Below are 12,936 nucleotides of genomic sequence, written 5' to 3'. Positions count from 1 at the left end.
CGACCATGCGACAACTGGTGGTCCTGTACGACGCGCAGTGTGGGCTCTGCCGGCGCTTCAAGGAGTGGCTGGCGGCGCAGGCGCCGGCCCGCAATGGGCAGGGTGGGGTGGTGCGGCTCGGATTCGTCGCGGCGGGGTCGACGGAGGCCAGGCAGCTGTACCCAGGGCTGGACCACGCGGCCACACTGCGCGAGGTGACTGTGGTCGCCGACGACGGAGCGGTGTACGTCGGCGACCGGGCCTGGATCGTGTGTCTGTGGGCGACCCGGGAGCACCGCGCTACCGCAGTACGGCTGGCAAGTCCGGCGATGCGGCCGGTGGCGCGGGCGATGGTGCAGGCAGCGGCTGGCCTGCGGAGCTGGAACCGGGAGGGGGACAGAGGTGACTACGCTGACGGATGTGACGGACAGTGCGACCGCCAAGGGTGAGCAGACTCGCGAGCTGATCCTGTCGACGGCTCTGCGGTTGTTCCGCGAGCAGGGCTACGGCAAGACGACCATGCGAGCCATCGCCGCCGAGGCAGGCGTGTCGGTCGGCAACGCGTACTACTACTACAGCTCCAAAGAGCACCTGATGCAGGCGTACTACGACCACCTGCAGGAGCTGCATCGCGAAGCGGTCGCGGAGATCCTGGCGGACGAGAAGTCGTTCACCAAGCGGCTCACCGGCGTACTGCGCAGTTGGCTGGAGGTGTCGGAGCCGTACCACGAGTTCGCCGGCACCTTCTTCAAGACGGCGGCGGAACCGAAGAGCCCGCTGTCACCGTTCAGCGAGCAGTCCCGCCCGGCCCGCGAGGCGAGTATCGAGATCTTCCGCCAGGTGGTGGAGGGCTCGGACATCAAACTCCCCCCAGACCTACGAGCCGAGCTGCCCGAACTCCTCTGGCTACTCCAGATGGGCATCGTCCTCTTCTGGGTCCACGACGACAGCGAAAACCTCCGCCGCACCCACCTCCTGATCACCAGCACCGTCCCCCTGATAGACCGCCTCCTACGCCTGACCCGAATCCCCGGCGTACGCGGCGTGGTCAACGACCTGGTCGGCGTCATCCGCTCAATCAAAGCCTCTTGAGCACTATTCGCCTGTGAGGCCGTCGAAGCGTTGGCGGAAGAGGTCGGCGTGGCCGTTGTGGCGGGCGTATTCCTGGATCATGTGCAGGTAGAGGGAGCGGACCGAGTGTTCGGTGCCGATCTTCGGGCGGACGAAGACGTGGTCGAGGGAGTAGCCGGCCGCGATCTCGTCGGAGAGTTTGGTGGTGGCGCGGAAGTCGGCCAGGTCCTCCTCGGCGTGGGCCGGGTCGACCAGGTCGAAGTCGCCGTCGGGGTACTCCTGGCTCCAGGTCTTCAGCAGGTCGAAGGGGCGACCGTCCAGGCAGATCTGGAACCAGTACCGCTCGACCTCGGTCGCGTGCCGGACCAGGCCGAGCAGGGTCATCGTGGACGGCTCGATCTTCGTCTCGGTGAGCTGCTCGCCGGTCAGGCCGGAGGTTTTCCACAGCAGGGTCCCGCGGTGGAAGTCGAGGAACCCCTGGAGGAGTTCGCGCTCACTGGCTACGGTCGGCGGGCTGACCCGGAATTCCTCAGCTGTCACCGGCAGAAGATACCCAGATCAGGTAACTCTCTGCCAGTGGTCCTGGCGTGCCGTACACTGATGGTGACGGCCCGCCCAGTTCTGCCTCGGGCCGATTCAGTGCATACGCTGCGCTAGCAGTCGACCACCACGCGCCGCGGCCCAGAGGCTGCGCCGGGCAGGACGACCCCCCGATCTTTGGAGTACTTCATGGCGGCACGCCGCCCCAGCACGACCACGTCCACTTCTACCCCCAGCTCCACCGAACGACCCGCGCGCGTCCCGGGTGAGGCCGCGGCCCGCCCGCGCCGCCGTCGCCGTACCGGTGCCAACGGCAACAATCCCGGTACCGACGGTGCCCAACCGCTCGCCCAGCGCAACTCCGAGGGCAACCCGGCTGAGCGCAAACAGACCGCGAGCAAGACCGAGACGTACGCCGAGGTCGCTCCCGCGGTGATCGACGAGAACGTGACCTTCGAGCAGCTCGGCGTTCCGGCCGGCCTGGTCAAGGCGCTGGCCACGGCCGGCATCCTCAAGCCTTTCCCGATCCAGGCGGCCACGCTGCCGGACTCGCTGGCAGGCAAGGACGTGCTCGGCCGCGGCCGGACCGGTTCCGGCAAGACCTACGCCTTCGTGCTGCCGGTCCTCGCCCGGCTCACCACCAGCACCAGCAAGCGCCGGCCGAACCACCCGCGCGCCCTGATCCTGGCGCCGACCCGTGAGCTGGCGACCCAGATCCAGGCCTCGATCACGCCGCTGACCGACGCGCTCGACCTGCGCACGATGACCATCTTCGGTGGCGTCGGCGCCGGTCCGCAGATCACCGCGCTGCGGCGTGGTGTCGACATCGTGATCGCCTGCCCGGGCCGGCTCGAGGACCACGTCAAGACCGGGCACGCGAAGCTCGACCAGGTCGAGATCACCGTCCTGGACGAGGCCGACCACATGGCCGACCTCGGCTTCCTGCCCGCCGTCCGGCGGATCCTCGAGGCGACTCCGGCGAACGCCCAGCGGCTGCTGTTCTCGGCCACCCTGGACGCCGGTGTCGACGTCCTGGTCCGCCGGTTCATGAAGTCGCCGGTCACCCACAGCGTCGACTCGGCCCAGTCGCCGGTCGCGAAGATGACCCACCACGTGCTGCACGTCCAGGCCGACAGCCGGTTGCCCGTGCTCGTCGACCTGACCGCGGCTCCCGGCCGCACGCTCGTCTTCACCCGGACGAAGTACGGCGCGAAGTCGCTCACCAAGAAGCTCATCGCGCAGGGCGTCCCGGCCGTCGAGCTGCACGGCAACCTGTCCCAGGGTGCCCGCACGCGAAACCTGGAAGCCTTCTCCGACGGTTCGGCCAAGACGCTGGTCGCCACCGACATCGCCGCGCGGGGTATCCACGTCGACGACGTCACGCTGGTGATCCACGCCGACCCGCCGATCGAGCACAAGGCCTACCTGCACAGGTCCGGCCGTACTGCGCGCGCCGGCGCCGAGGGCACCGTCGTCACGCTGATGACCGACGACCAGGTCCGCGACGTCCGGGACCTGACCCGCAAGGCCGGCATCGCCGCGACGGTGACCAAGCTCCGCGTCGGCGACCCGCTGCTGGCCAAGCTCGCCCCGGGTGAGCGGACCTTCGTGACGCCGACCATCAAGGTCGTCGCCGACGACGACTCGGTACGCCGTACTGGCGGTGGCGGAGGTCGCGGCCGCGGTGCACGCCGTGGCGCTGGCACTGGTACCGGTGCTGGATCCGGCCAGGGCTCTGGTCGCGGTGCTCGCTCCGCGGGCGGCCGTGGCGCCGGGACCGGCGGCAACGCCAGCTCCGGTAGCGGCCGCGGTGCAAGCGGTGGCGGCCGGGGCGCAGGCTCCGGTGGCCAGGGCGGCGGCCGTGGCGCTGGCGGCGGCCAGGCGACCAAGACCCGGTCGCAGGGTCGCGGTGGCGCGTCTGCTCCCAAGACGTACAGCACCACGACTCCTGGCGCGAGCAGTCGCCCGGCAGGCGCCGCAGCCTTCTCGGCCGGCACCCGCGCCGGCGGCGCACGCCGCGCCCGCTGACGCGATAACAGTTGGTTTGGGAAGGGCCCGGTCAGGCATTGTCTGACCGGGTCCTTTTCTGTGCGAGTGGAGGCGTGATGAAGGTCAGGACTGTGCTGGGCGATCTTGCGGCCGATCAGTTGGGTGTCACGGATTCCCACGATCACCTGTTCTTCCGTAGCGCTCTGCTGCCGGGTCAGGAGCTCGACGACAGCGAGGCGGCGACGCGCGAAGTACAGGCGTTTGCCGAGCTCGGCGGCCGGACGATCGTGCAGTGGACGCCGTACGGGCTGGGGCGGCGGGCCGGGGACCTTGCCAAGATCTCTGCTGACACTGGGGTTCACCTGGTCGCCGCCACCGGGCTGCATCGGGCGGAGCACTACCCGGCCGAGTTGGTCGACGAGGTTCGGCCGGAGCTTGCTGACATCTTTGTCCGGGAGCTGACCGAGGGGATCGGCGACTCCGGGGTGCGCGCGGGGCTGATCAAGGTCGCCGGTGGTTTCCACGTTCTCGACGAGCATGCCCGGGTGGTGATGGTCGCGGCGGCCGAGGCGCATCACGCGACCGGGGCGCCGATCGCGATCCACCACGAGCTCGGGACGGCCGCGGACGCAGTACTGGATCTGCTGGTCGACGAGTCCGGGGTTCCGCCGGAGAGCGTGATCCTCGGGCATCTGAACCGTTTCCCTGATCACCGGTTCCACCTCGACCTCGCCGCGCGGGGATCGTTCCTGGCCTTCGACGGGCCGTCGCGGGCGAACAACGCCACCGACCCGCGGTTGTTCGACTGCCTGGCCGCGCTCATCGACGCCGGGTACGCCGACCGCCTGCTGCTCGGTGGGGACACGACCACTGCGCGCGCCCGGGCGGCGACCGGCGAAGGGCCCGGCATCCCCTATCTCCTGACCGGACTGCGGCCGCGGCTGGTCCGGTACTTCGGCGACGAGATAGCGACACAGCTGTTTGTGGCCAATCCTGCTCGCGCATTCGTCCTGCACGGTACGGTGCGCGAGTGAACACGATCGCTCAGATCTTCGTCGTCCTGGCCGGTGTCTTCCACCTGGGCGTCTTCGCCATGGAGAGCCTGCTCTTCCTGAAGCCGAGCACCTACAAGCGCTTCGGGGTCCCGAACGAGGCCGAGGCGATGATCGCGAAGCCCTGGGCCTACAACCAGGGCTTCTACAACCTCTTCCTTGCCCTCGGCGCGCTCGGCGGACTAGTTGCCGGAGGCGACAAAGGGCACGCGATCTCGCTGTTCGCGTGTGCCTGCATGGCCGGCGCCGGAATTGTCCTGGTCGCGTCGAACCGCCGGATGGTGCAGGCGGCCGCGATGCAGGCGGGTCCGCCGATCCTCGCGATCGTGCTCGCCGCTGTCCTCTGACGGAATTCAACCGCGCTTGAACTCGGAAGGTTGACTTCAAGTGCGGTTCAACTCGCAAGCTACCGGGCATGACCACCACCGCTGAAGTCCCGACCGGCCCGGTACTCGCACCGAAACGAGTCGGCGTGCTCTCGCCGAAGTACCGGGCGTTGACGATCGGCATGGTCGCGCTGATCACTCTGATCGCGTTCGAGTCCCTGGCCGTCACGACCGCGATGCCGACCGCCGCGCAGGCGCTCGACGGGCTGGCGCTGTATGCGCTGGCCTTCGGCGGTCCGCTCGCGTCGAGTGTCGTCGCGATGGTTGTTTCCGGCACCTGGAGCGACCTGAAGGGGCCGGCCCGGCCGCTCTGGTACGGCACCGCGTGGTTCCTGGTCGGCCTGATCCTTGCCGGATCCGCACCGACGATGGAGTTGCTGGTCGCCGGTCGGTTCATCCAGGGGTTCGGCGGCGGTCTGGTCACCGTCGCGCTGTACGTCGTCGTCGGTCACCTCTACCCGCCGGAGTTGCGGCCGAGGATCTTCGCTGCCTTCGCGACCGGCTGGGTCGTTCCGTCGCTGGTCGGACCCGCGGTCGCCGGGCTGATCGTCGAGCACGCCCACTGGCGGATCGTGTTCCTCGCAGTACCGGTGCTCGCTGTCCCGGCCGTTCTGGTCATGCGGCCGGGGCTGGCACGGATGAACGCCGGCACCGTCGTGCAGGCCGACCGGTCGATGTGGGATCGGCGAGCGTTGTGGGCGGTCGCGGCGGCGGTCGGGGTCGGTCTGCTCAGCTACGGCGGTCAGCAGAGCGGGGTGCTCCAGCCGATTCTGGTGGTGCTCGGGTTGATCGGTCTGGTTGGCTTCGTGCCGAAGCTGTTGCCGGTGGGAACGTTCCGGCTGGGCTCGGGACTGCCTTCGGTTGTTGCCCTGCGTGGGTTCGTCGCGGCGTCGGGATTCGGGGCTGAAGTGTTCCTGCCGTTGATGCTGACTCGCGAGCGGGGACTGTCGCCGTCGTACGCCGGGCTGGTGCTGACGGTCAGCGCGCTGTCCTGGACTGCGGCCACCTGGTACCGGGGCCGCCCGAAGCAGCCGTTCTCGCATGCGGTGTTCCTGCAGGCCGGGATGATCTCGATCGTGCTCGGCATCGTGACCGCGGCGCTCACGCTCAACCCGCACGTGCCGGTCGTTGTCGGCATCCTCGGCTGGAGCCTTGCCGGGCTCGGAATGGGAACCGTGTTCCCGACGCTGTCGGTGCTGGTGCTGGAGTACTCCAGCCGCGAAGAGCAAGGCACAAACAGCTCCGCACTACAGCTCAGCGACGCCCTGGCCACTGCCACTGTGCTGGCGGTCGGCGGTTCACTCTTCGCCGTCATCGAGCCGCATGCGCCCACAACGGCCTACCTGATCGCCTTCGGCCTGCCGGCTCTGCTGGCCTTGATCGGAGTTGTCGCGGGTCGCCGGACCGCTGCCACTCACAAAGGCTCCGAATAGCCGGGTGCTCCGGCCAGGCTGAGCGTGGCCGGAGCTTGAGTTGCCGGCTTTGTGAGTGGGGGCGGTCCGCTACTCCTTGGCGCCGGTGACTGCGATGCTGGCGCCGAGGCCGATGATCATCAGGCCGCCGGTGCCGCCGACCAGTTCCAGGCGGCGGGGTGAGCGGGCGAACCACTGGCGAGCCGTGCCGGCGGCCAGTGCCCACAGGCTGTCCGAGCACAGGGCGATCAGCATGAAGACCAGGCCGAGCAGCAGGATCTGCAGCGTCGCCGGGCCGGCGTTCTTGTCCACGAACTGTGGCAGCACGGCCGCGAAGAACACCGCCGTCTTCGCGTTGGTCAGACCGACCAGGAAGCCCTGCCGCAGGGCCCGACGAGCGCTGCCCGGCTTCACCCCGCTCGTCATCGCCTCCGCCAGCGACTTGCGGCTGCGGAAGGCGTGCACCCCGAGATAGACCAGGTACGCCGCGCCGACGAGTTTCACGATCGTCAGCGCCATCGTGCTGGCCGCGATCAGGGCGCCGAGCCCGAACGCGACGGCGAGCAGCATCACCGCGGCACCGGCGGTGTTGCCCAGCATGGTCAGTACTGCCTCACGCCGGCCGACCGCGAGGGCCCGGCCGACGATGAACAGCACGCTCGGACCGGGGACGACGATGATGACGAGGGCGGTGATCGCGAACGCGACCAGGTGATGGGTGGACGGCATCCAGCCAGCGTAGGCCAGCGGACCGGAGTACGGGTGACTTATCTCATCGGGCGCTCGTCGTCCGTTGACCCCGGTGGAACGGGGCCGCTACCTTGCCAGAGACAACCTGCGGTGCCATGAGGGAAACCGGTGAGAGACCGGTACGGCCGCGCCACTGTGAGCGAGCTTGCTCGTGAGTCAGGACGCTCGGGTACCAGCAGCCTTTCGAAAGGGACGCGCACTTCCCTAGGAGGTCTTCATGTCTGTACCCACGCCTGCCCGCTCGGTCGCCGTACCGGCTGTCTCGCCGCGGCTGCTCGCCACCGCTCTGCTCACCACCGGCCTGGCGCTCACGCTGGCCTACCTGGTGGCTTTCGACCAGGGTGCGATCTCGCAGTCCGGGATGTACCTGCACGAGCTGATGCACGACGGCCGTCACCTCCTCGGCGTGCCCTGCCACTGACCTTCATGCGCACCTTCGGATCCCTCCTGGTGCGCGGCCTGATCGTCGGTCTCTTCGCCGGCCTGCTGGCCGGAACCTTCGCGTATGTGACGGGCGAACCGCACATCGACTCCGCGATCGCGATCGAAGAGGCGGCCGGTGCCGCGCACACCCATGACGCCAACGGCAAGGCCATCCCGGCCGACCCGGGCGAAGAACCTCTCGTGAGTCGCGACGGCCAGCGGTTCGGGCTGTTCCTCGCGACGTCTTTGTACGGCGTGGCGCTCGGCGGCATCTTCGCTGTCGGCTACACCCTGCTGCGCCGACGCCTGCGCACACCCGGCGACTCGTACGCCGCTCTGGGGCTGGCCGCGGCCGGGTACGTCGGGATCGTGCTGGTGCCGTTCCTCAAGTACCCGCCGAACCCGCCGGCCGTCGGGGACCCCGAGACGATCACGCAGCGGACTGTCACCTATCTGCTGACGCTCGTGCTCGGCCTGCTCGCGGTCTGGGCCGGCGTCGCCGCGTCGCGCTGGTCGGCCCGCTTCGGGTCGGCTCCCTGGATCCGGATCGGCGCCGGTGCCGCCGCGTTCCTCGTGACAGTCGTCGCCGCGTACTTGATTCTGCCCGCGATCAACGAGGTTCCGGGGTCGTTCCCCGCTACGCTGCTCTGGAAGTTCCGGCTGGCCTCGCTGGGCACCCAGACCACACTCTGGCTGCTCCTCGGGCTCGGCTACGCGGCGGCGACCGACCGTCGTACGGGGAAGGTCGAACCTGAGGTGGTAGCCGCTTGACGTCGCTGACGCTGGTCGCGCACGCGCTGACCCCCGCCCTGCGGGGACTCGTCCTCGGCGGCGACGCCGAACCCGACCCCGCCGGCGTCGACGCCGCCCGCGAACTCAAGATCGACGCCGACGAGGTCTACGCCGGCCCAGAAACGGCCGCATTGCGCACTGCCGCGGCGCTCGGGCTGACACCTGTCGTGGTGCCGGCGCTGAGAGACCGCCAGTACGGCGAATGGTCCGGCCGAGAACTGGAGGAGTTGCTAGCAGCTTCGCCAGAGGCTGTCGCCGCCTGGCTGGACCGCCCACACACCGCCCCACCCGGCGGCGAAACCGAGAACGACGTCATCACCCGAGTAGCCGACTGGCTACGCGACCTGACCCAGGCGGACTCGTCGGAGTCCGCAGGCTCCTTTGGCGAAGCGGGCCGAGCCGACTCGCGCGGCCAGGATGGCGAAGCGGATGCCGCGGGGCCGATCGGCTCCCGGGGCCAGACGGAGCGTCGTACGGTCGCCGCGGTGGTGCATCCGGCAGTTGTGCGAGCGGCCGTGCTTTATGTCCTCGACGCACCCGCCGAGTCCCTCCGCCACGTCGACGTCCGCCCACTGTCCATCGTCCGACTCTCAGCCCACACCGGAACCTGGTCCCTGACCTTCGGCTGAGTCAGAGGCGGCGCGCGGGAGGTTGTCCCGGGGTCAGCTGGTGGCGGCGCGTTCGGCTGTGCTGCGGAGTACGCAGAATTCGTTGCCTTCGGGGTCGTGCATGACGACCCAGCCGGCGCCGTCGGGTTCGCGGCGGTCTTGGTAGATGGTGGCGCCGAGGGTCAGGAGCCACTCGACCTCCTCGTCGCGCGGGCCGTCCGGCACGAGGTCGAGGTGGAGGCGGTTCTTGACGGCCTTCTCGTCGTTGTTCTGTTCGAAGAGCAACTTCACCTCGGGCGTGTTCACCGCGGCGTACGGGTCACCCGGCTCGTCGTCCTCCGGTCGCTCGGCGCGCAGTACCTTCAGCCAGAAGCCGGCCAGCTCGTACGGGTCCTTGGCATCGAACGTCACAGTCCGCACAACAGAGGTCATGGCCCGACCTTGCCGCAGATGCCCGCGGCGCCGCCACCCGGTTTCACGTCAGCGCGTTGGCCGGGGTTGACCTTGACACTGTGACAAGGTCTTGAGTGGGTGTTGGAGGTGGTTGTCATCTACTCGCCACAGGGGAATGCGCGGTTGATCGAGGCGTTGGAGACCGGCGACTCGTCGGCGCGGCTTCGGGCCGTGATGGCGGTTGGGACGGAGCCCGACCCGGCGCTGGTCGACGCGTTGGTGGAGCGGTGTGCGGTCGAGTCCGACTTCTTTGTGCGGGACATGCTGACGTGGGCGTTGACCCGTCTGCCGTCGGAGATCACGGTGCCGAGGCTGGTCGCGGAGCTTCGGTCGGAGCGGGCTCAGGCGCGGAGTCAGGCGTTGCACACGTTGTCCAAGATCGGCGATCGGGATGTCTGGCCGTCGATCACGTCGTCGTTGCTGCGGGATGCCGATGATGAGGTCGCTCGGAGTGCGTGGCGTGCTGCGGTCATCCTCGTACCGGCTGGTGAGCGGCAAGCGTTGGCCGCGGAGCTGGCCACGCAACTCGGTCGTGGTGACCGGAATGTGCAACTCAGCCTCAGCCGAGCGCTCGTCGTACTGGGAGATCTGATCGAGCCGGTACTGCGGAAGGCGCTGGCGAGCGAGGATCCGAAAGCGCGGGCGCATGCTCGTGCAACCGAGATCCTTCTCCGCGATCCGGAAGCCGGTTTCGACCCTGCCGTTCACGAGGCGAAGCGGATTGCCGCGCTCGGGCCGGAGCCGGTCGAGGTAGCTGAGTGCTGATCGGTGAGGTGGCGCGCCGCTCGGGGGTGAGTAGCCGGATGCTCCGGCACTACGACTCCCTCGGGCTGGTGCGCCCGACCGGCCGGACTGTGGGCGGTTATCGCGAGTACTCCGAGGAGGACATCCGCCGGATCTTCCACGTGGAAAGCCTGCGAACGCTTGGACTGTCGCTCCGCCAGATCGGCCGTGCTCTGGAGGATCCCGCCTTCACCCCGTCCGCGTTGGTTGCCGACCTCATCCGCCGGAGCGAGGACCGGCTGAAGCGGGAGCAGGAGTTGCTCGAGCGCCTCCGCGCAGTCGATGCCTCGACGCCTTCCGCCTGGCAAGACGTACTGCGCATCGTCGAGCTGCTCCATAGCCTCAACTCGCCCAGCGCCGCCCGCCGGCAACAGGCCGTCCTGGCGCCGGCGGACGACGTACCGGTCCCGACTGATCTGCTGGCGGCGGCGGTCCTCGCGGAATCCGATCCGAACGTGGCAGGCGCGCTCCGGTGGGCCTTGGCTCGGGCGGGTGGTGATGGGGTTGCGAGTGTGGTGGCGGGCGTCTATTCAGACGACGTCGCCGTACGACGTCGCGCAGTGCTGGCCGTCGCCGCAATGGCCGATGCGCCGGGCGCGACAGCGGCGCTCGCAGACGCCCTCGGCGACCCGGACCCGACGGTCCGCAGACATGCTGCCCTGGCGATGGGAAAGCTCGGCTCGCCCGCAGCCGTACCGACCCTCGTGGCCATGATCGTCGAGGGCACAAACGACATCGAGGCAGCCGAAATCCTCGGCAGTCTCTCGCTGGACCCAGGCCCGGCAAACCAGATCATGAACGCCTTGACCGCCGAGCTGACCACACACGCCGCCGACTCCGCCGTAAGAATCCGCCTGATCCAGGCCCTCGCCGAGCTACCGCCGCCCGTCGCGAAGGACACCCTTCAACAACTAACCCACGACGAGGACCGATCCGTCGCCCTCGTCGCCACCGCGCTTCTCGGCGTGCTTCAAGACCGCGCCAACGACTGACCCCGCTTGGGCGGAGGCTGCGTGGGGATCTGTATGACCCCACGCAGCGAGCCGAAGAAAATCAGGCCTTGCTGAGGGTTTGCTTTTGCTTTCCCAGACCCTGGATTTCGCATTCCATCGTGTCGCCGACCGCCAAATACGGGAAGCGGCCCGACAGTGCCACGCCTTCCGGGGTGCCTGTGTTCACCACGTCTCCCGGGTCCAGCGTCATGTACTGCGACAAATCGCGGATCAGCGCCGCCACGGAGAAGATCATGTCGCGGGTGTTCGACGCCTGGCGCACCTCGCCGTTGACCCAGGACTTCAGGTCGAGCGACTGCGGGTCGTCCACCTCATCGGCCGGTACCAGCGCCGGCCCGAGCGGGTTGAACGTCTCGCAGCACTTGCCCTTCGACCACTGGCCGCCCGACACCTCGAGCTGGAAAGCCCGCTCCGACACGTCGTTGGAGACCGTGTACCCCGCGACGCACGCCAGCGCCTCTTCATCAGTGGAGACATAGCGAGCCGTCTTGCCGATCACGACCGCGAGTTCCACCTCCCAGTCGGTCTTGGTCGACCCGCGGGGGATCAGCACCTCGTCGTACGGGCCGACGATGGTGTTGGGGTGCTTGAAGAAGACGATCGGGTTGGCGGGCGGTTCGGCGCCGGACTCGGCGGCGTGGGCCGCGTAGTTCTGGCCGATGCAGACGACGGCGGCCGGCTTGGCGATCGGGGCGCCGATGCGCAGGCCGTCGGTGGGGGCGACCGGCAGGGTGCCGGCTTCGAGTGCGGCCCGGGCGCGGGCGATGCCGTCGGAGGCGAGGAAGGCGCCGTCGATGTCGGCGGTGACGGAGGTCAGGTCATAGACGGTGCCGTCGGCCGAGCGCGCGTACGGGCGCTCTTCACCGACCGCGCCGAGGCGCAGCAGTTCCACAGAACTCTCCTAAGAATTCACAGTTGGTCGAACACGGGCCGCAGCCGGGCCCGGGACGCTTCGATGTGTGCGTGCATCGCGGCAGCCGCCTCCTGGGGATCGCCCTTGCGGACCGCGGCCACGATCGTCTTGTGTTCGCGCAGCGCCTTGGTCGCGATCCCGCCGCCGTAGTACAGGCGGAACAGGTGCAGGTGGCAGTGCGTGCGCGCGAAGGACTGCCGGGCGGTCTCGTTGCCGGACAGTTCCAAGACAAGATCATGGAACCGCTGGTCGTGCGCGGCCATCGCCTTGTAACTGTCGTAGTCGGGACGATCCGGTACGTCGGTGTAGCTGAGCATCTCGTTCTTGAGCCGGGTCATGTCGTCCGGGGCGGTCCGCTCGGCGGCGCGGCCGGCCGCCCAGGGCTCGATCAGCAACCGGTACTCGAAGAGGTCCTCGAACTCCTCGCGGGTCAGCCGGGAGGAGACCCGGTACCCGCGCAGCGGCTCCTTGATGACCAGGCCGTCGGACTCCAGTCGGGCGAGCGACTCACGGATCGGCGTCTGCGAGATGCCGAGTTCGCGGGTCAGCGCGTCGATGTTCAGCCGGGTGCCCGGCTCGACGACACTGTCCATGATCAGGCCTTTGACGGTCTCGTAGACGTCGTCGCTCAGTACCTGCCGCTGCGGCAGGCGAGCGAGCTGCCCCGCCAGCCCTATGTGCGCATCTGTCACTGTCGCTCCTCCCGAGCCCCATCATGCCCGACTTCCGCGAGGGTGCTCAGTCGTTACCCCGGCAAGTCTTGACGCCACCA

16 protein-coding genes and 1 riboswitch are annotated in these 12,936 nt (G+C 68.8%); of the genes, 11 read left to right on the top strand and 5 right to left on the bottom strand.

Annotated features, from left to right (window positions below):
- Window positions 1–5 precede the first annotated feature (5 nt).
- The gene (locus ACQPYM_RS40970) at window positions 6–428 is read left to right on the top strand and encodes a thiol-disulfide oxidoreductase DCC family protein (protein ID WP_433012436.1); all 423 of its coding nucleotides are present in this window, start codon (window positions 6–8) and stop codon (window positions 426–428) included.
- Complete coding sequence (locus ACQPYM_RS40965; protein WP_433012433.1) at window positions 400–1,071, top strand: TetR family transcriptional regulator; 672 nt, start codon at window positions 400–402, stop codon at window positions 1,069–1,071. The genes ACQPYM_RS40970 and ACQPYM_RS40965 overlap by 29 nt, the downstream gene beginning before the upstream one ends.
- A 3-nt stretch (window positions 1,072–1,074) precedes the next feature.
- Here ACQPYM_RS40965 and ACQPYM_RS40960 read toward each other — a convergent pair whose 3' ends face one another.
- Complete coding sequence (locus ACQPYM_RS40960) at window positions 1,075–1,590, bottom strand: DinB family protein (protein ID WP_433012430.1); 516 nt, start codon at window positions 1,588–1,590, stop codon at window positions 1,075–1,077.
- Between the two features lie 189 nt (window positions 1,591–1,779).
- On the opposite strand from ACQPYM_RS40960, the gene ACQPYM_RS40955 reads away from it, so the two are divergent.
- The 4 genes from ACQPYM_RS40955 (at window position 1,780) to ACQPYM_RS40940 (ending at window position 6,450) form a co-directional block, all read left to right on the top strand.
- Window positions 1,780–3,618 carry a DEAD/DEAH box helicase gene (locus tag ACQPYM_RS40955; protein ID WP_433012427.1) on the top strand — a complete coding sequence of 613 codons (1,839 nt, stop codon included), beginning with the start codon at window positions 1,780–1,782 and terminating at the stop codon, window positions 3,616–3,618.
- 77 nt (window positions 3,619–3,695) lie between these two features.
- Complete coding sequence (locus ACQPYM_RS40950; RefSeq protein ID WP_433012424.1) at window positions 3,696–4,613, top strand: phosphotriesterase family protein; 918 nt, start codon at window positions 3,696–3,698, stop codon at window positions 4,611–4,613.
- Window positions 4,610–4,978 (top strand): DUF1304 domain-containing protein, encoded by a 369-nt coding sequence (locus ACQPYM_RS40945; protein ID WP_433012421.1) that lies wholly within the window; start codon window positions 4,610–4,612, stop codon window positions 4,976–4,978. Before ACQPYM_RS40950 ends, ACQPYM_RS40945 begins: the two co-directional genes overlap by 4 nt.
- A gap of 68 nt (window positions 4,979–5,046) precedes the next feature.
- The gene (locus ACQPYM_RS40940) at window positions 5,047–6,450 is read left to right on the top strand and encodes an MFS transporter (RefSeq protein WP_433012419.1); all 1,404 of its coding nucleotides are present in this window, start codon (window positions 5,047–5,049) and stop codon (window positions 6,448–6,450) included.
- 69 nt (window positions 6,451–6,519) lie between these two features.
- Here ACQPYM_RS40940 and ACQPYM_RS40935 read toward each other — a convergent pair whose 3' ends face one another.
- Entirely contained in the window at window positions 6,520–7,158 is a 639-nt protein-coding gene (locus ACQPYM_RS40935; protein WP_433012417.1) for a LysE family translocator, read from the bottom strand.
- 75 nt (window positions 7,159–7,233) lie between these two features.
- Window positions 7,234–7,363, top strand: a riboswitch (cobalamin riboswitch).
- 33 nt (window positions 7,364–7,396) lie between these two features.
- On the opposite strand from ACQPYM_RS40935, the gene ACQPYM_RS40930 reads away from it, so the two are divergent.
- The 3 genes from ACQPYM_RS40930 to ACQPYM_RS40920 are packed head-to-tail and all read left to right on the top strand — an operon-like array spanning window position 7,397 to window position 9,023.
- Window positions 7,397–7,600: a CbtB domain-containing protein gene (locus ACQPYM_RS40930; protein WP_433012414.1), complete on the top strand. Its 204-nt coding sequence runs from the start codon at window positions 7,397–7,399 to the stop codon at window positions 7,598–7,600.
- 5 nt (window positions 7,601–7,605) lie between these two features.
- A complete protein-coding gene (locus ACQPYM_RS40925) occupies window positions 7,606–8,373 on the top strand; it encodes a CbtA family protein (RefSeq protein WP_433012412.1) in 768 nt (255 codons plus the stop codon).
- The gene (locus ACQPYM_RS40920) at window positions 8,370–9,023 is read left to right on the top strand and encodes a histidine phosphatase family protein (RefSeq protein WP_433012409.1); all 654 of its coding nucleotides are present in this window, start codon (window positions 8,370–8,372) and stop codon (window positions 9,021–9,023) included. Before ACQPYM_RS40925 ends, ACQPYM_RS40920 begins: the two co-directional genes overlap by 4 nt.
- A gap of 33 nt (window positions 9,024–9,056) precedes the next feature.
- On the opposite strand, the gene ACQPYM_RS40915 is transcribed toward ACQPYM_RS40920, so the two are convergent.
- Complete coding sequence (locus ACQPYM_RS40915; protein ID WP_433012407.1) at window positions 9,057–9,434, bottom strand: VOC family protein; 378 nt, start codon at window positions 9,432–9,434, stop codon at window positions 9,057–9,059.
- 99 nt (window positions 9,435–9,533) lie between these two features.
- On the opposite strand from ACQPYM_RS40915, the gene ACQPYM_RS40910 reads away from it, so the two are divergent.
- Together ACQPYM_RS40910 and ACQPYM_RS40905 are read left to right on the top strand one after the other, a co-directional pair.
- Window positions 9,534–10,220, top strand: coding sequence for a HEAT repeat domain-containing protein (locus tag ACQPYM_RS40910; protein WP_433012404.1), 687 nt, complete (start codon window positions 9,534–9,536; stop codon window positions 10,218–10,220).
- Complete coding sequence (locus ACQPYM_RS40905; protein ID WP_433012401.1) at window positions 10,214–11,230, top strand: HEAT repeat domain-containing protein; 1,017 nt, start codon at window positions 10,214–10,216, stop codon at window positions 11,228–11,230. The genes ACQPYM_RS40910 and ACQPYM_RS40905 overlap by 7 nt, the downstream gene beginning before the upstream one ends.
- A 61-nt stretch (window positions 11,231–11,291) precedes the next feature.
- Here ACQPYM_RS40905 and ACQPYM_RS40900 read toward each other — a convergent pair whose 3' ends face one another.
- Window positions 11,292–12,143: a fumarylacetoacetate hydrolase family protein gene (locus ACQPYM_RS40900; RefSeq protein ID WP_433012399.1), complete on the bottom strand. Its 852-nt coding sequence runs from the start codon at window positions 12,141–12,143 to the stop codon at window positions 11,292–11,294.
- A 17-nt stretch (window positions 12,144–12,160) separates the two neighbouring features.
- Complete coding sequence (locus ACQPYM_RS40895) at window positions 12,161–12,856, bottom strand: GntR family transcriptional regulator (RefSeq protein ID WP_433012396.1); 696 nt, start codon at window positions 12,854–12,856, stop codon at window positions 12,161–12,163.
- Window positions 12,857–12,936 lie beyond the last annotated feature (80 nt).

Origin of the sequence: Kribbella sp. CA-294648 (assembly GCF_050943845.1) — a bacterium.
GTDB lineage: Bacteria > Actinomycetota > Actinomycetes > Propionibacteriales > Kribbellaceae > Kribbella.
Note: the sequence above shows the minus strand (reverse complement) of the source record. Positions and strands in the feature narration are given on the sequence as shown.